The sequence below is a fragment of the Halalkalibacter akibai JCM 9157 genome (assembly GCF_000513135.1).
In the GTDB taxonomy this organism is placed as follows: domain Bacteria; phylum Bacillota; class Bacilli; order Bacillales; family Bacillaceae_D; genus Halalkalibacter; species Halalkalibacter akibai.
In genome coordinates, this window is record NZ_BAUV01000005.1 from 1 (window position 1) to 17788 (window position 17788).

Genomic DNA, 17788 nt, shown 5'->3' on the forward strand with positions numbered 1-17788 from the left:
TAAGAAAAAGCCAAATATTATATTAAAATATTTATATTTTATGAGTCTTTAGAATCATTTGGGGATAAATCTAATCTTATAATACATAAACATTGGATAAAAGTTAATTTACTAGGATATTCTATTCCCTAAATCGTGCAGTAGATTAGGAAGTACAGGTTGATTGATAGGAAAATAGACATATTGAGAATAAGGAGATAATATTGTACGGTTAGATAGTTAACATTAATATAAATTGTTAATGTTTATATTAATGTTGTGAAAACATAAAAGAAAGGAGGTATTAATATTCTTTTAAGCTATTAGTAAAAGTGTCGCTGGTCTTTTGCTATGTTCAAAATGAAAGGGCTTACTTTTGTGGGTTTAATTAAGAGGAGGATAAGATGAAAATTCGGCTATATAAAAAAATGATCGCTTTGTTCCTAATCGCTCTAGTAATACCAATTACGGCATTTGCTTCAACGGGGAAAGATAATAGTAACCGTCCGTATGTCAATGATACAGGTGAAATTCCTTCATTTACTGAGGCATCGGTCCACGACCCTTCTGTTATAAAAGTAGATGATACTTATTATGTGTTTGGTTCTCACTTAGCATCTGCGAAAACAAAGGATTTTATGAACTGGGAGCAAATCTCTACTCACGTTCATGAAGGTAATCCTCTAATACCTAATGTGTTTGAAGAACTTCAAGAATCGCTAGAGTGGGCGAATTCAAATACTCTTTGGGCTGCAGATGTGATTCAGCTTGAAGATGGTAAGTTTTATATGTATTACAACGCTTGTCAAGGAGATGCTCCTCGCTCTGCTTTAGGTATAGCGGTTGCTGATAATATTGAAGGCCCTTATAAAAATAAAGGAGTCTTTTTGAAATCAGGTATGTGGGGAGAAGAAAGCCCTGATGGTACTATTTATGACGCAACCATTCATCCGAATGCAATTGACCCAGATACGTTTTTTGATAACGAAGGTAGATTGTGGATGGTTTATGGTTCTTATTCAGGAGGAATTTACATATTAGAGATGAATCCTGAAACAGGTTTTCCGTTAGAAGGGCAGGGATACGGAACTCACTTGCTGGGAGGAAATCATAGTAGAATTGAAGCTCCATACATTGAGTATAGTCCAGAAACAGGTTACTACTATCTGTATGTAACATTCGGTGGTCTTGATGCAATTGGTGGATATAACATGCGTGTCACGCTCTAAAAATCCAGATGGACCTTACTATGACGCCGAAGGAAACGCAATGACAGATGTTAAATCCGACCCAAGTCTTCCTCTTTTTGATGACCGTTCGATAGAACCATATGGCGTTAAACAAATGGGGAACTTCTTATTTAAACGTGAAATAGGCGATCCGGGATCTGGAATTGGAACTGGATATGTATCACCAGGGCATAACTCTGTGTATTATGATGAAGAAACTGGAAATAACTATTTAATCTTCCATACACGTTTTCCTGAGCAAGGGGAGATGCATGAAATACGAGTACATCAAATGTTTATGAACCAAGACGGCTGGCCTGTTATCGCACCATACCGCTATGCGGGGGAAACTCTTAAAAAGGTAAATAGACAAGATGTGATCGGAGAATATAAATATATTAATCATGGAAAAGATATTACGGCTGAAATCGCAGAGTCAGAACTGATCCGCTTGGAAAAAAATAATAAAATTTCTGGAGCAGTGACGGGGACATGGAAAACAACAGGGCATAACGAGGTTGAACTTAACATTGATGATTCAACATTTAAGGGAGTATTCCTACGTCAATGGGATCCGACATCTAAAAGATTTGTGATGACGTTTACAACTTTATCTGAAAAAGGAATAGCTGTTTGGGGAAGTCAAGTTGAAAGTAAAACGGATCAAGAAATAGTGGATGCGGTTTATCAAGAATTACAACTTGAAACAACAATCATTAGTAATATAGTGCTGCCGACAAAGGCAACCAGAGCAACAGAAATTACGTGGGAATCCTCCAATAAAGAAGTAATCTCCACGACAGGTACTGTAAATCGACCTGAAGTAAATGCGGGTGATGAAATTGTGACGTTAACAGCAACGATTAAAAAAGGTCAAGTGACAAGAACTAAATCATTCACCGTGACTGTGCTTGAACGAAATGAAGGACAATTAGTCGCTCATTATAGCTTTGACGGAAATTTGGAGAATAGTAGCGTCGTTGAGAGTTTCGGTGCAGGTAAAGTAACGGGTAACCGAATGAATAATGATGGTGGTACGATAACATTTACAGAGGGTGTAAAGGACCAAGCTGCTGTTTTTAATGGTTCATCTGGGATTCGTCTTCCGGATGGATTGATTTCAAGTCATACGTATACGGTTTCACTTTGGTTAAAACCAGAGGAATTTACGAATTATACAACCGCATTCTTCGGGGCAAGATCTGATACGAGTTGGGTCAGTTTAGTTCCTCGAGGTCATGATGGAGTAAATAATGACACAATGATTTGGTCAGGAACTTCGTGGTATGACGCAGGTACAGGACTGAAGCTTGAGAAAGATCAATGGTCACATTTGGCATTTACAGTCGATGAAGGAGAATTAATGATTTATATTAATGGAGAACAAACATTTAATGGTAATAATTTCCCGAATGTGTTTACATCAACAAATTCAGCATTTGGTTTAGGGGTAAATTACTGGGATACGCCATTTAAAGGTTTAATGGATGAGGTTAAAATTTTTAATGATGTTGCAATCTCTTCAGAGGAGATTGAATTACTAGCTAAAGTAAAGTAACAAAAATCGGTAAGCCCTTGGCTTACCGATTTTTGTTACTAAAAGTACTATTTACTCATCTTTGGTATTATCTAACAATTTCCCGTAACGGTGTGCTATCTTGTCATAACCTTTAAGTGATAGCCACATGATATAAGCACTAACTGAAGAACCTGAGAACAATAATAAAGTTCCTGGATACGAAAACAGTAAATATGTGATAAGAACCGTTCCAATAACGAGGAGAAAAGTTCTAAAAGGCTGGTATAAGCCGATCATCAAAGCGTATTTAAAGTAGTGAAAAAATGATAATCTGAAATGAACATAAACAGGAAAAATGTGAATGAGTACAATCACATAACAAAAACTAATAACCCCTAGAATAAAAAGAAGAATGGTAGAGACCCAATGGGAAAAAGAGACAAGAAAGAACATATCCACATATAGAATAGCCCCGATTAAGAGTAAAGTTAGACCAATCCCGTTAATCTTCAGGAATTCCTGTTTGTAATACTGCCAATATGTTGAAAAAAGTCGAATATCTTGTTCTCCCCTAAACCATTTTCGTAAAACAGAAAACATAGCTGCTGTTGCAGGCATAAAGCCTAAGACGATAAGCCCGAGTAGTGTAAATGCTATCCAAAGCACATTTAAGTAAGCAACACGTACACCCCACTCGAGATAATGTAATAGTTTTCCAGTCCAATTCATTTTAGTTTCCATAAGTCGCACCTACTCTTAAGCTGAATTCATTTTCGTTGGTTTATTCCATTATACAGTAAATATTCTAGTTATGGTTATATAAATATTAACTATTATAATAAATACATTAATGTTTTTATTTACTATTATAAAGAATGAATTATAAGAATGTATTTTCGAGTTAAATTAATTGTAAAAACGATAAAAAGCTGGATTTATCAGGTGTTTATAGGAGCATTATTAAAGATTTTAAATTGAGAAAAAAATGTTGACAGCGCATTCATAAATGCCTATACTGAAGTTAACTTAGTTAACAAAAGTATTACTTAAACAAATAACGTTAATATTAATGTTAACTAAATAATGTTTTTGGAGATGGAGTTAAGTAAGGAGTGAGGAGATGAAAGGACCAAAGAAGCCTTCAGAGTATTTAAGTGAATTTAGTCGAGCCCTTGATGAAAATGTCGAAAATTGGACAGTGTACAACTCGCACGATCCTTCAATTTTTGCAGATAATGGTGTATATTACATATTATCAACAGATACAAAAACTAGTTCATCTAATTCCGAATTAAATGCAGGAGGTCAAATTCGTAAATCTACTAACTTACTAGATTGGGAGTGGGTGGGTCGCGCATTTGAGGGAGTGCCGCAAACTGCTTATGAATGGACTGAAGCAAAAGGCCTGTGGGCTCCAGAAGTTGCTAAATGGGATGATAAATATTTCTTATATTACTGTGCTTCACAGTTTGGAACGAATCAATCTTTTATCGGGGTTGCCACAAGTACTTCAATGGAAGGTCCATGGATAGATCAAGGTGAAGTATATAAAACGAGTAAGACTGACCGTCCTAATGCGATTGACCCGAATATTGTATTCGATCGCAATCAGCATCCATATTTGATTTATGGTTCTTTTTTCGGAGGGATCTATGCCGCGAAATTGGACAGGAGTACTGGTAAGTTATTAGAACCTGGTGAAGGAGTATGTATTGCTAGAAGAGAGAATGAAACAAAGGAAGGTGCAGTCGAAGGTCCTTATATGATTTATCGTCATGAAGAGGATATGTATTACTTGTTTGTTTCATATGACTCGTTATTTTCTAATTATAATGTAAGAGTAGGAAGATCATCTGAAATTACAGGACCATTTTTAGATTATAATGGGTTGGATTTAGCAGATATAACATCTCGTCCATCTGATGAAATAGGCACTAAAATTTTAGCTGGTTATAAGTTTCAAGATGGCGGTGGTTGGATGGCGCCGGGTCATAACTCTATTTTAGAAGAAGACGGAGACTATTTTATTTGTCACCATGCTAGAATGCTAGAGAAGAAAGATATATTTTGTCTCCATATCAGAAGAATCGTTTGGACAGAAGACGGTTGGCCACTAGTTTCGCCCGAAAGATATACAGGTGAGGTTTTAGAGAGGATAGACTCGACCGCAATTATTGGTAGTTGGGATGCGGTAAAGTTTGAACGACTCGTTGAAGGAGTTCATGAATCTTTCGACTTACAATTTCTTGCTGATCATCAATTAAAGATGAACAATGAAATATATAACTGGATAAAAACTGACATCTATACATGTAAGCTCTTTCATGAAGATGATAATATTAATGAAGTTGCTGAATTGAAAATACTCAAAGCCTGGGATTGGGAAAGAGATTGTGAAACTCTTGTTTTTACAGGGATGGATGCAAATGGTACATGTATGTTTGGGAAAAAGATAGAATAGATTTAATGATTAATGCAATTATTAATATTAAATATAATTATTAACTAACTAGGGCGATTGATGAAAGGGATTCCCTTTTTCAATAGATATGCTTTACAAACAAAAAAATAAGGGGTGTTAATGAACAATGTCAAAAACAAAATGGTTTAAAGGGTTCCTATTATTACTAGTAATGAGTATTGCATTATTTGGTTGTTCGAATGGTCAATCTTCCTCAGGGTCTTCGAATTCAGATTCTTCAGACTCAGGTTCAAAAGGTCCTATTACTTTAACGGTAAATCTATGGGCACAACCTCATGAAGAGGAAATCTACAAAACGATTATTGATGAGTTTGAAGAGGAATATCCTCATGTTACTGTGGATTTTGTTGTAACTCCTGGTGATGATTATAGTACTCGTTTACAGACGTTAATGGCTGGAAACCGCACACCTGATATTTTCTATTTAGGTGCTGGAGATGCTAATTTTTATGTTGATACAGGTCGTGTTCTAGATATTACAGAGATGGTTGAGGCTTCTGAAGTGTTTGATATTGATGCGATTTGGGAAAGTGGAATCTCTCGATATACAATTGATGACCGCATTTACGCGATGCCAAAGGATGTAGGTCCGTTCGCTTATGCTTATAACAAAGAATTATTTGATGCTGCTGGTGTTGAATATCCAGACAGTCATAACCCGTATGATTGGAATGAATTTACTGAGGTAGCAAAACAATTAACAATTGATAAAAACGGTAACAATGCAGCTCATCCTGACTTTGATGCGCGTAATGTAGAACAATTTGGAGCTGGATTCTGGTGGATTGAACCTGCTGTTTACTCAAATGGCGCACATTGGTTAAACGAAGATGCAACAGAAATTACAATTGATACTCCAGAATTCATTGAAGCGTTACAATATGTTGCAGATTTACGTTTAGTTCATGGTGTAGTTCCTTCGCAAGAACAAGAACAATCTTCTAATAGTTACTCAAGATGGTTGAACGGAGGAGTGGCTATGTTCCCAATGGGTCCATGGGATCAAGCGGCATTCTGGGAATTAGATTTTGATTATGATTTACAACACTGGCCAAAGAGTCCAAGAACTGGTGAATCCATTACATGGTTAGGATCATTAGGATTTGCAGTCTCAGCAGATACAAAACATCCAGAAGAAGCATTTGCTTTAGCGTCTTATTTAGCAATTGATGAAGATGCACAACGTAACCTAATGGAGCGTGGCGCTACAATTCCAAATATTATTGAAATGGCTGAAGAGGAATATTTAAATGCAGACTTTAAGCCTGAGAGCAAGCATGTTTTCCTTGATATTATTAAAGGACAATCACAGCCGTTACCAGCTGAGTTAACTTATGATGGTGAATGGTATGATTACTTCCTACAAACAGTTGTTGACGTGTGGGAAGGAAGAAAGACAGCTGAACAATACGTACAAGAAGTGAAACCAAAGTTACAAGAGCTTTTAGATGAATCAAATGCAAAAGCAGAAAGAGCAAGAGCAAACAACTAAATGATCTGAAGGGCTAGAAACGGAACCAACCGTTTCTGCCCTACTTCTTATTATATTCTAATACCTGTGAGGTGGTATCAGGTGAATCCGCAACTGAAAAAGGAAAATATATTAGCCTACTTTTTTATTTTACCATTATTGATCCAGTTTTTTATTTTCACTTCTGGTCCAATGATTTATTCCATTTACATCAGTTTCACTGATTGGAATATTCTGCAGTCAGCTAACTGGGTTGGTTTTAAGAACTACATTAATATTTTTACAGATAGTCGATTTTGGCAATCTTTAGGGAATACTGCTATTTATTTAATTGGTGTTCCAATCGGTTTATTTCTTTCTTTAATTATTGCTATTTGGATGAATCAAGGAATTAGAGGAACAGCGTGGTACCGTGCGATTTACTTCCTACCGGCAATTTCGTCTATTGTTGCTATTACTATTTTATGGCAGTGGATTTACAACACAGATTATGGTCTTATGAACTATGTTCTTGGACTGGTTGGACTTGAAGGGCCAAACTGGTTAGGGAATGAAACTTGGATCAAGCCTGCCATTATCATTATGGGAGTATGGAAAGGAATTGGAATCACGATAATCTTTTACTTAGCTGGATTGCAAAATATTCCAAAAGAATTATATGAGGCTGCTGAAATTGATGGAGCTAACTTCTTTCAAAAGTATCGTTATGTAACGGTACCGCTTTTAACACCTATTACGTTTTTCTTAGTTGTTACAGGTATTATTAATTCATTACAAATTTTCGTAGAAATCCAAATTATGGCGCCAGATGGTGGACCGAATTATGCTGCTGCATCCATCGTATTTTATTTATGGCAAAAAGCATTTGTTTATTATGAAATGGGATATGCTAGTGCATTAGCTTGGGTATTAGGATTAATTATGTTTGTTGTTACATTTATTCAATTTAAATTATCTACCAAATGGGTTCACGAATAATGCAAGGGGTGGAGAAGATGAAAGATACACCTACGGATGTGAATAAAAACTCAACTCAAAAAGAAATGAACCATTAGCAATGGGGAGAAGTGCAGGAACAAAAGTAAAAAATTTCATGGCTCATATTTTTCTAAGTGTAGGAGCGGTAGCCATGCTAGGTCCACTAGTTTGGATGCTGTCGACATCATTAAAAAATAACCGAGATACATTGATTATGCCTCCAAAGTGGATTCCTGATCCGTTTGTATGGACAAAGTACATTGAAATCTGGGAAAAAGCTCCACTACATTTAGGTTTTATCAATAGTTTGAAAATAGCTATACCAATCATTGTAATTGGTTCATTTGCCACTAGTTTAGCTGCATTTGCTTTTGCAAAGATGAAATTTAAATACAAACAAGGAATCTTCTTGATGTTATTGGCAACAATGATGATTCCATTCCCGGTTGTAATGATTCCACAATTTCTAGTATTCTCTCAAATTGGCTGGATAGACACGTTACTACCTCTAGTAGTCCCTGCGATGCTAGGAAATGTCTTTATGTTATTTTTTCTAAGACAATATTTAAATGGAATTTCAGACGCATTAATCGAAGCGGCAAAAATAGATGGAAGTTCAATGTTCGGCATCTATTGGAAAATTATTCTGCCGATTATTCAACCGGCAATTGCAGCCCAAGTAATCTTATGGTTCATTGGAGTTTGGAATGATTATCTAGGACCGCTCATTTATATTTTTTCAAGAGAGAAAATGCCTATTCAATTAATGATTGCAAACTTTAATGCGTACTATGCCATTCAAAACGATTTCCCGTTAATTATGGCAGCTTCACTTGTAGCGATGGTTCCTATCATTATTGTCTTTGTTATCTTCCAAAGACAAATTATTGAATCGGTTGCGGTATCAGGTATTAAAGGATAATAATGAATATTTCGTTAAGAGTTAATATATAAGTAGTATATAGCTTTACAATTATCTTTTTGGAGGTTGAAGAGTTATATACTACCGGTTATTAGAGTTTTTTGCACGTTAGATATTAATGTATTTATTAATTTTAAACAAAAACACTTACTATCATAAAGGAGAGATCTTATGAGTAATAGAGAGTATACAAATCCAATCATTGAGCAACGAGCAGATCCTTGGGTATATAAACATACGGATGGATACTATTATTTTACAGCTTCCGTTCCAGAATACGATCGTATTGAGTTAAGACGCTCAAAAACGATTGAGGGATTGGGAGAAGCTAAGGCTGTTACTGTCTGGAAAAAATATGAAATTGGACCAATGAGTGCAAACATTTGGGCCCCTGAAATTCATTTTATAGATGGGAAATGGTATATCTATTTTGCAGCGGCAAGAACAGCCGAAACAAATGAAGGTTTATTTGACCACCGTATGTTTGTTCTCGAAACGGACGCTGAGAACCCACTAGAAGGAAATTGGATTGAAAAAGGGCAAATAAAAACGAAGTGGGAGAGTTTTGCCCTTGATGCGACGACTTTTGAACACCAAGGAGTTAGATATTTGGTTTGGCCGCAAAAAGATCCAGAAATTAAAGGGAATTCTAATCTCTATATTGCACCTATGGAAAATCCGTGGACGATTATTGGTGAGCCTGTCATGATTGCTACACCAGAGCACGATTGGGAGAAGATTGGTTTCTTAGTTAATGAAGGACCGGCTGTTATTAAAAGAAATGGCAACATTTATATTGCCTTTTCTGCTAGTGCGACAGATTACAACTATTGTATGGGTTTATTGATTGCTGATGAAACTAGTGATCTTATGAATCCAACTTCATGGAAGAAGCATCCTACTCCTGTATTCAAAACAAATGTGGAAACAGGTCAATATGGTCCTGGCCACAATAGTTTTACAGTTTCGGAGGATGGAACTACAGATGTTATTGTTTATCACGCTAGAAATTACAAGGAGATAGAAGGTGACCCTTTGTATGACCCTAATCGTCATACAAGAGCGCAAGCATTTACTTGGGATGATCAAGCATGCCTGTTTTTGGAGTGCCTGTAGCAGACGGTAAGCTAGTAAACAATTAATAGATCGGAATGACCTCGTCGTTAAAGCGAATAAACGCAGTAAGAAAACGATTAATCTTTGCTTGTATTATTCCAATGATGCTGATACAAAATTGAACCTTAGTCAATTGCTACACCTCAATTGGAAGATGTCTATAATTTTGAAGATGCGTTACTCGTGGGCTAAATGTTAATTACATTTTAAAGGCTGTTAATACGGTTGAGAGGCAAAAGGTAAAGCCTCATTCCCGTGGAATTTCTGCTCTTAGAGACGGTATTGAAAGCAAAATTGTCAAAAGCGTTATGGAACGTGATACGGCTTGCGAAAAACCAATAATCCTAAAAGAGCTGCCTGTTAGGTAACGGCTTTTGTAAACCCTTCGAGATAATATTTACATAGACCATCAAATTAATATTAAATTTGATGGTCTATTTTATTTTTGTTTTCATTCGTAAGAGTGTTGGTTAAATTCACTTAGATTAGAAACAGAAAAAGCCCTCTCAATTATGAGAGGGTTTAATAAAGGTTATTTTTCTAAAGGTTGAGAAGGGTGTTCTTCCTTTGAATAGTATAAGCGAAAGTCAATATCTTGATTGTAATTACCGAAGCCTGACCCGAATATCGTGACTCCACCTATATACTCAGCTTCGTCTGAAACGGCAATTCGGAATGTCCATTGTTTATCGCGGATTCTTACATCATCAATTGTCACATTTGATATTCTGTTTCCGTCCATAAATGTACCATTCGAGGTAATTCGCAAGCATTTTAACAATCCATACTGATTAATAACTCTTGGCCACCATTCAGGAGTATAATTACCTCGGCTGTCGCCAAAATCCCCTGGACTTGTCCAGTGGCCTAAATTGACATTGTTTAAGTAAAAGGAAATATCTGAAGGCCAGTTTTCATTAGTAAACGGAGCTTCTGAGGATAATTCCATAGAAATTTCAAGCTCGCGTGGGTTGTGATTACCGAGTAGAAAGTTAGGTACTTTATATTCAACATAGCCTTTGCTAAACCAGAGTATTTTTGCATTTACGCGTTCTGGATCTAAAAAGTAGCGAGGTTCATCGAATTCCCCAACAATCTTTTCTAGTGTCGCTAGGCCACAGGTTGGTTCTACTACGAAATCAGTATAGTGCCCAACTGAAACTTCTGTGTGATGAAATTCATTGAAATTCGCTTCCTTAATCGGAAAAAGGATTTCAAGTCTATCAACATTTAGAATACATAATTTTTGAATCCCAGCTTTTCCGGGAACCATCTCTGTTCGGATAATATTCGCTTTTTCTAATTTTTTAGTATGCATGGTCATAATCGCACTACTTAATCCAGTTGCTGTAGCAAGCTCCCTAATATTCATAGAGCGTGTGGTTAAATGCTGAATAATGGAGAGTCTGACCTGACTTGCAAGAGCCTCGTAAACTGGAAGAGATTTAGTTGATATATCTAACTGCATAATGTTCCTCCACATTTTCTTGATAATAAAATAACAACGTTTGATCCATCGATTTAATAGTATTAGTATAACAATAAAGATCGCACATATAAACATTCTTACAATTATTCAAAATATAAACTTGAACTAGTCTGCAATTCCAATTGTGTTTAGTTGTAATAGCATTGAACTGTGAGCGTCAATGGAGAAATCTAGTTTGTCTTCAATGGTTCCTAGATCTTCTTTAGACCATAAATTTCTTACTTGTTGTTTTTTAAATAAACCAAGCCTTTCTAACGAAACCGATACATTCGAAGGAGAATCACTTATGTTGAAAAGTGCTACATACGTAGCCTGTCTATCTCCTTTGGCCATCCAGACTACTTGGTCTCCTTTTCGGTAAACCAAACGATTGCTATGGCTAAATTTATGGACATTTAATACTTCTTCGTTTGTGAGTAAAGATAATGTCCAGTCGTCGTTATCTCTTAGCTCGCCTCCAAACATAAGAGGGGAACGGAATATACTCCATAAGGTCATCATAGTAACTTGCTCTTCTTTAGTGAATCTGGTCCACCGGTCACCACCAGGCCCGTCTACTGAACGAATACCTAAATGTCCTAAAGGAAGCATATCACAATCAGGCCATGATCCTGTTTCAACATGCTTTTCCCACTTTTCGCATCGTTCGAACATGTTATACAATAAGTCCCATTGATCCCAGAAGTCATCAGTCATTCTCCACATGTTTGCAGCTGCCTTAAGTTCTTCTGCGTATTGTAATGGAGCTGGTCCAGGTGAGAGGCTTAAGACGATTTTCCTACCGCATTGGTCAATCGCATGACGAATGAGAGTGAGCTCTTCAAGATGAGTATCATAAAGTTTTGATGCGGCGATATCATCCACTTTCACAAAGTCTACTCCCCACTCAGCATAGAGGTTGAAAAGAGAATTGTAATACTCTTGTGCTCCTTCTTTACTAGCATCTATTCCATACATGTCTGTATTCCATGGACAGATTGAATTAGTGTGTGCGATATCTCTTGCTCGGGCCTCACTTCCGAGTATAGCTGCATTTTGGTGAACAGCTTGCCGAGGGATACCACGCATAATATGTATACCAAATTTCAACCCTAATTCATGGATAAAGTCTCCTAAAGGTTTAAAACCTTGACCGTCTTTTGCTGAAGGAAAGCGATTCTCGGCTGGAATCAAACGAGAATAAGAATCCATAGTTAATGAAGCGAACGGGTGATATCTAGAAGAATTTGCTGTTGGCTCATACCACTGAATGTCTACAACGATATACTCCCAACCGAATTTTTTTAAGTTTCTAGCTAAGTATTCTGCATTTCCTTTTACTTCAGCTTCTGTTACGCTAGCACCGTAACAATCCCAACTATTCCACCCCATTGGAGGGGTTAAAGCAAATGTTTGATGCTTCATCATAAACCTCCCTACTATTATTGCGAACTAGTAAACTATTAGCCTATACACGTTAATTATATAATAAATAAGGTAATATATTAATGTTTTTATTAATAATAATTAGAAAAAATGATAAAAGGCTATTAGAATAAAAGGATAATTTACAAACGAGAGGAGAATCTAAAAGCTTTAAAAAACTTGTCTTGATAAGGATTCATGATTTATAATATTAATTAAAGACCGAAAATTGTTCTAAAAAAATAATTGAAAACGGTATCAAAGTTGATGTGCTTTTGTCATTAGGTTTATGTTTTTATTAATAATTAGTATATGTATTAACTTGTTGTGCGAAGGAGAGGTAAATGTGAGTAAAAAGAGAGTAGTCATTTTTTTCGTTATTTTTATAGTTGTAGTGATTGGTTTTGTCGTTGTGGCTGGGGGAGGTTCCAACCAGCATAGTCTAGCGCAGATCGAATATCCACTTGCTCCAGCTGACGAACCGATTAACATGGTAAATGAAGCGATCTTGTTTAATGAAAGTAAGTGGACGACAAACCATACACATGATGGAGAGATCATTAAAGTGGATGATTCGTATTATGTTTTTTCTACTGATTATATGGTAGGAGCCGATCCTACACCAGGAATTATGGTTAGGAAATCTACTGATCTAGTTCACTGGGAATTTGTTGGTCGGGTTTTTGAATCTGTACCAGAAGAGGTTAGTGAGCATACTAATGGAGCAACTATTTTTTGGGCTCCGGATGTAGTGGAAATGAACAACAAATTCTACCTCTATTATTCGGTTTCTGAGTTTGGTACAAAAAATTCATTTATAGGACTTGCTACAAGTGATTCAATTGAAGGTCCTTGGGTAGATCGGGGAGAAGTGTTTAAAACATCTGTGCAAGATGATTATGCTGTAAATGCTATTGATCCTGGAATTGTATTTGATAGAAACGATCAGCCTTGGATGGTATTTGGTTCTTACCAAGGTGGAATTTTCATAACTGAATTGGACCGTGAAACAGGAAAGCTTATGAATCCAGGAGATCAAGGGACAATGGTTGCAAACAAAGGAAGTGATCTTCATCAGCCACTAGAAGGCCCTGCGATTATGTACAATAACGAATTGGATTATTTCTATTTGACTTTATCTTATGGTTGGCTTGAGGATACGTATAATGTCCGGATCGGTCGATCAAAAGAGATTACCGGACCTTACCTTGATTATAATGGCAATGATTTAGTAGATATAGCTACTAGAACGGGTTCACCTGATGTAGGAACGAAGATTATTGGGCCGTACGGATTCGAGAATGGTGACGATTGGCAGGGGACAGGTCATAACGGACTACTTAAAGACGGAGATGATTATTTTATTATTCATAACGCTAGAGTAGAAAGAAATAAGTTCTGGTCTCATTTGCACGTTAGAAAGTTATTTTGGACAGAAGATGGTTGGCCTATTGCTTCTCCGCAACGATATGCGGGAGAAACTGAACAAGAGATTAAAAGTGGCAATATCATAGGTGAGTGGGAACAGATTGTTTTTGATCGGTTGGATGATCGGATAACATTTTCCAAAAAGCTAACGCTCTTAGAAAATGGAAAAATAAATGATGAAACAAGTGAAGATTACTGGGAACTAACTAACGACAATATTCTAAGGCTTTATTGGCACGCTCCGGATGAAGCGCCTAATGACTATTGGGTAGATTCTGTTATAGTGGCAACAGCTTGGGATTGGGAAAATTGGAATGAGACGATTGTGTTTTCAGGTTTAAATCAGCGTTATGGTGAAGCGATCTGGGGGAAGTTAGTGGTCCATGATTAACTAAATGTAGAAAGAGGGGTTATCTTAGAAGGTAAAAATACGAACCTTTGGGTAACCCTGTTTTTATTTTTATAGTTTTATTAAATAGAGAAAATTTGCTTGTAAAAAGATTCGAAGTTATTTTATAATGAAGTTAACTTATACGTACAAGTTGGGAAGTTAGTACATTTTTAAGCTAGACATGTTGATAGCTATTTAACTAAGGGAGGTTATGATGAACAATCTATTATCTGAATTTACTCATCTTTCAAATCAATGTAAGTGCGGGCGAGAACATTTCGAGATAACGATGGAAAAAGTGATCGTTAACAAAGGGGCCTTAAAGGAGGCGGCATCTTTTATAAAAGATAAATCTTTTAACAGAATCGTCATCGTGGTTGATAAAAACACCCATGACGTAGCTGGGCAAACGTTCACTGATTTATTTAATTCTAGTGAAGTAGAAGTAGATGTTTGTATGATAAAAGAAGATGAACAAAATGATGTTGTAGCAAACGAAGAATCAATTGTGCAATTGCTACTTGCTGTTTCAAAAAGTACGGACGTGTTAGTGGCTGTTGGTGCGGGGACTATTCATGATATTACGAGATTTGTAAGCTCCAAGATGGATAAACCATTTATATCAATTCCAACTGCAGCGTCAGTCGATGGTTTTAACTCAATGGGGGCTCCCTTGGTCATTCGAGGAGTTAAAATGACCTATCAGACACAAGCTCCAATCGCTGTGTTTGCAGACGTAGATATTTTATTACGGGCTCCTCGAAAAATGACCGCAGCAGGATTTGGAGATATGTTAGGGAAGAGCACCTCACTTGCTGATTGGCGTTTCGGTCATTTAATAGGAAATGAGCCATTTTGTCCCCTAGCTTACCGATTGACCGAAGAAGCTTTACAAGCCTGCATAACGAATGTCGAAAAAATTGCTGCAGGTGAAGAAGAAGGAATTAAAGTGTTGACCGAATCGTTAATCCAATCAGGCATTGCGATGTTATTAATAGGACATTCTTATCCAGCTTCCGGGGCTGAGCATCACCTATCGCATTATTGGGAAATGGACTTTATTAGAAACAAGAAAGCGCAGGTGCTCCACGGAGCAAAGGTCAGCATTTCATGCTGGTTGATTTCAGATTTTTATAGAAGCGAAGTAACAGATGCTATTAATCAACTTGAGCGTTCAACTTTGGAAAATGAGCTTATTAATAAGGTGCTTGAGCATAAAGAAGATGTACTTGAGATCATTAAAGGGATTCCAGAAGCTGTGAATCTAAAAGAGATGATTGCTATTGTTGGAGGAGAAACTGAACCGAGTCAGTTAGGAATAGATCAAGATTTATTACAAAAAAGTTTTCGTGAGGCTCATTTAATAAGAGAGCGGTTCACTTTCTTACGTTTTTACAATCAATATATAGGTAACGCTACTAATAGGTGAAGGAGTGGAGTGATTAAATGGACATATCAAAAAAAAAATTCGGTGAGCTAGACGGTAAGCCTATATATTCGTATACATTGAAAATGGCTAATGGTTTTGAGGTAACAAGTATTAATTATGGATGTATTATCACTGATTTAAAGGTTCCTGATGCAAAAGGTCAATTAGAAAATGTTGTATTAGAATTTGACCGGTTAGAAGATTATCAAGAATATTCTCCGTATTTTGGTGCTGTGATAGGTCGTGTTGCTGGAAGAATCAATAAAGCCTCATTTTCGCTAGAAGGAAAAACTTATAATCTTCCTGTAAATGACGGAAACAATCACCTTCACGGTGGAAATACAGGACTTGATCGGGTTGTGTGGGAAGCGACGTTATTGGAAGAAAAAGACTTTATCGGAGTCGAATACTCTTATTTAAGTCCTGATGGCGAAGAGGGTTACCCAGGAAATGTAAGATTAAAAGTTAGATATACAATTGATAATCAGTGTAAGTTGACGATCTCTTATGAGGGTACATCAGATCAAGCGACTTTACTTAATTTAACGAACCATACTTATTTTAATCTAAGTGGAAATGGTAAACGGGACATCTTGCAGCACGTTTTAACGTTAAAAAGTGACCAATTTCTTGAGTTAAATGATGAGCTTATTCCAACGGGAGAGTTTCTTCCTGTGCAAAACACTGCGTTTGATTTCCAACAAGGGAGAACAATAGAAGAGGGGATTTTATCTACTCACCCACAAAACATTCTTGCTGGACATGGTTATGACCATCCTTTTATTTTAACTAGCAATTACAATCGAGAAATTCTACTAGAGGATCCGGAGAGTGGTCGTAGCTTAACGATGGAGACAGACGAACCTTGTGTTGTGCTTTATACAGGCAATCAGCTAGCAGGTGATTTTAAAATTAGAGATCTTACAGCTAAAAAGTATTTAGCGTTGTGTTTAGAGACGCAAAAACATCCAGATGCAATTCACCATTCTCATTTTCCTTCCATTGTTCTAAATAAGAATGAGGTTTATCGTTCGCATACAAGTTATACATTCTCTGTTAGTAAATAAGTTAATTGTATTAATTGTCCGTATATCTGAAATAGGCGTATTTTAGCTAGTTCATAATGTTTTAAGGTTATTTTATTCTTTATTCTTATAAAAAAATGAATAATTATTTAAAAAACTATAGAAATTTGTACGTACAATTGTATAATGTAATTAGATAAAAATTTGGTAACGAGAAGGGAGATGGCTATATGTTAGAACAATTAAAAGAAACCGTATTTAAAGCGAACCTTGCATTACCTAAGTATCATCTTGTGACATTTACGTGGGGAAATGTAAGTGGAATTGATCGGGAAAAGGGTCTTGTTGTTATTAAGCCAAGTGGTGTTGAGTATTTTGAAATGAGAAGTAGGGATATGGTTGTTGTGGATTTAGATGGTAACGTTGTAGAAGGAGATCTAAAACCTTCCTCAGATACGGCTACCCATCTTGCTCTTTATAAAGCTTTTCCGGAAATTGGTGGAATCGTACATACTCATTCAACTTGTGCAACAAGTTGGGCGCAAGCAGGTAAACCGATTCCGGCTTTTGGTACGACCCAAGCTGATTATTTTTACGGAGAAATTCCTTGTACTCGTAAAATGACAGAAGAAGAAATCACTGGTGAATATGAACTTGAAACAGGCAATGTAATTGTGGAGACATTTAAAACTAAAAACATTAACCCAGTTCAAATTCCAGGGGTATTAGTCCACTCGCATGCGCCTTTTGCTTGGGGCAAGGATCCTCAAGATGCGGTTCATAATGCAGTCGTATTAGAAGAGGTAGCTGTAATGGGTTGGAAAACATTATCTATTAATCCGGATGCAAAGCCAATGGATCAAGCATTACTAGATCGACATTTTTTACGTAAGCATGGTGCAAACGCTTACTACGGTCAGAAATAG

At 36.5% G+C, this 17788-nt stretch carries 12 protein-coding genes and 2 pseudogenes; 11 read left to right on the forward strand and 3 right to left on the reverse strand.

Going from position 1 to position 17788, the window contains the following annotated elements:
- Positions 1 to 407: 407 nt before the first annotated feature.
- Together abnB and JCM9157_RS25980 are read left to right on the forward strand one after the other, a co-directional pair.
- Positions 408 to 1854, forward strand: a pseudogene (gene abnB, locus JCM9157_RS25185) (arabinan endo-1,5-alpha-L-arabinosidase AbnB); the annotation flags it as partial.
- Positions 1855 to 1881: 27 nt separating this feature from the next.
- Positions 1882 to 2766: a LamG-like jellyroll fold domain-containing protein gene (locus JCM9157_RS25980; RefSeq protein WP_369384697.1), complete on the forward strand. Its 885-nt coding sequence runs from the start codon at positions 1882 to 1884 to the stop codon at positions 2764 to 2766.
- Positions 2767 to 2817: 51 nt separating this feature from the next.
- Here JCM9157_RS25980 and JCM9157_RS04525 read toward each other — a convergent pair whose 3' ends face one another.
- Entirely contained in the window at positions 2818 to 3468 is a 651-nt protein-coding gene (locus JCM9157_RS04525) for a YesL family protein (protein ID WP_052012941.1), read from the reverse strand.
- A 379-nt stretch (positions 3469 to 3847) separates the two neighbouring features.
- Here JCM9157_RS04525 and JCM9157_RS04530 point away from each other — a divergent pair, with 379 nt between their 5' ends.
- From JCM9157_RS04530 to JCM9157_RS04550, 5 genes and pseudogenes are all read left to right on the forward strand, one after another.
- On the forward strand, positions 3848 to 5188 hold the full coding sequence (locus tag JCM9157_RS04530; protein WP_035662651.1) for an arabinan endo-1,5-alpha-L-arabinosidase: 1341 nt from the start codon (positions 3848 to 3850) through the stop codon (positions 5186 to 5188).
- A gap of 127 nt (positions 5189 to 5315) precedes the next feature.
- Complete coding sequence (locus JCM9157_RS04535) at positions 5316 to 6701, forward strand: ABC transporter substrate-binding protein (protein ID WP_035662653.1); 1386 nt, start codon at positions 5316 to 5318, stop codon at positions 6699 to 6701.
- Positions 6702 to 6782: 81 nt separating this feature from the next.
- Positions 6783 to 7658 (forward strand): carbohydrate ABC transporter permease, encoded by an 876-nt coding sequence (locus JCM9157_RS04540; protein WP_035662656.1) that lies wholly within the window; start codon positions 6783 to 6785, stop codon positions 7656 to 7658.
- Between the two features lie 79 nt (positions 7659 to 7737).
- Positions 7738 to 8580 carry a carbohydrate ABC transporter permease gene (locus JCM9157_RS04545; RefSeq protein WP_035662657.1) on the forward strand — a complete coding sequence of 281 codons (843 nt, stop codon included), beginning with the start codon at positions 7738 to 7740 and terminating at the stop codon, positions 8578 to 8580.
- A gap of 171 nt (positions 8581 to 8751) precedes the next feature.
- Positions 8752 to 9722, forward strand: a pseudogene (locus tag JCM9157_RS04550) (glycoside hydrolase family 43 protein).
- Positions 9723 to 10228: 506 nt separating this feature from the next.
- Here JCM9157_RS04550 and JCM9157_RS04555 read toward each other — a convergent pair.
- Both JCM9157_RS04555 and JCM9157_RS04560 read right to left on the reverse strand, forming a co-directional pair.
- Positions 10229 to 11164: an ArsR/SmtB family transcription factor gene (locus JCM9157_RS04555; RefSeq protein WP_035662659.1), complete on the reverse strand. Its 936-nt coding sequence runs from the start codon at positions 11162 to 11164 to the stop codon at positions 10229 to 10231.
- Between the two features lie 126 nt (positions 11165 to 11290).
- Positions 11291 to 12589 carry a glycoside hydrolase family 27 protein gene (locus JCM9157_RS04560; RefSeq protein ID WP_035662660.1) on the reverse strand — a complete coding sequence of 433 codons (1299 nt, stop codon included), beginning with the start codon at positions 12587 to 12589 and terminating at the stop codon, positions 11291 to 11293.
- 346 nt (positions 12590 to 12935) lie between these two features.
- Between JCM9157_RS04560 and JCM9157_RS04565 the strand changes: the two genes are divergently transcribed.
- From JCM9157_RS04565 to araD, 4 genes are all read left to right on the forward strand, one after another.
- Complete coding sequence (locus JCM9157_RS04565) at positions 12936 to 14408, forward strand: arabinan endo-1,5-alpha-L-arabinosidase (protein WP_052012942.1); 1473 nt, start codon at positions 12936 to 12938, stop codon at positions 14406 to 14408.
- A gap of 214 nt (positions 14409 to 14622) precedes the next feature.
- Positions 14623 to 15837: a sn-glycerol-1-phosphate dehydrogenase gene (locus JCM9157_RS04570; RefSeq protein ID WP_035662663.1), complete on the forward strand. Its 1215-nt coding sequence runs from the start codon at positions 14623 to 14625 to the stop codon at positions 15835 to 15837.
- Positions 15838 to 15854: 17 nt separating this feature from the next.
- Positions 15855 to 16904 (forward strand): aldose epimerase family protein, encoded by a 1050-nt coding sequence (locus JCM9157_RS04575; protein ID WP_035662665.1) that lies wholly within the window; start codon positions 15855 to 15857, stop codon positions 16902 to 16904.
- A 188-nt stretch (positions 16905 to 17092) separates the two neighbouring features.
- A complete protein-coding gene (gene araD / locus JCM9157_RS04580) occupies positions 17093 to 17788 on the forward strand; it encodes an L-ribulose-5-phosphate 4-epimerase (protein ID WP_035662667.1) in 696 nt (231 codons plus the stop codon).

Coding starts and splice junctions, on each gene's coding strand:
- JCM9157_RS04525 (WP_052012941.1), bottom strand. CDS start 3,468: ATGGAAACTAAAATGAATTGGACTGGAAAACTATTACATTATCTCGAG.
- JCM9157_RS04530 (WP_035662651.1), top strand. CDS start 3,848: ATGAAAGGACCAAAGAAGCCTTCAGAGTATTTAAGTGAATTTAGTCGA.
- JCM9157_RS04535 (WP_035662653.1), top strand. CDS start 5,316: ATGTCAAAAACAAAATGGTTTAAAGGGTTCCTATTATTACTAGTAATG.
- JCM9157_RS04545 (WP_035662657.1), top strand. CDS start 7,738: ATGGGGAGAAGTGCAGGAACAAAAGTAAAAAATTTCATGGCTCATATT.
- JCM9157_RS04555 (WP_035662659.1), bottom strand. CDS start 11,164: ATGCAGTTAGATATATCAACTAAATCTCTTCCAGTTTACGAGGCTCTT.
- JCM9157_RS04560 (WP_035662660.1), bottom strand. CDS start 12,589: ATGAAGCATCAAACATTTGCTTTAACCCCTCCAATGGGGTGGAATAGT.
- JCM9157_RS04570 (WP_035662663.1), top strand. CDS start 14,623: ATGAACAATCTATTATCTGAATTTACTCATCTTTCAAATCAATGTAAG.
- JCM9157_RS04575 (WP_035662665.1), top strand. CDS start 15,855: ATGGACATATCAAAAAAAAAATTCGGTGAGCTAGACGGTAAGCCTATA.
- araD (WP_035662667.1), top strand. CDS start 17,093: ATGTTAGAACAATTAAAAGAAACCGTATTTAAAGCGAACCTTGCATTA.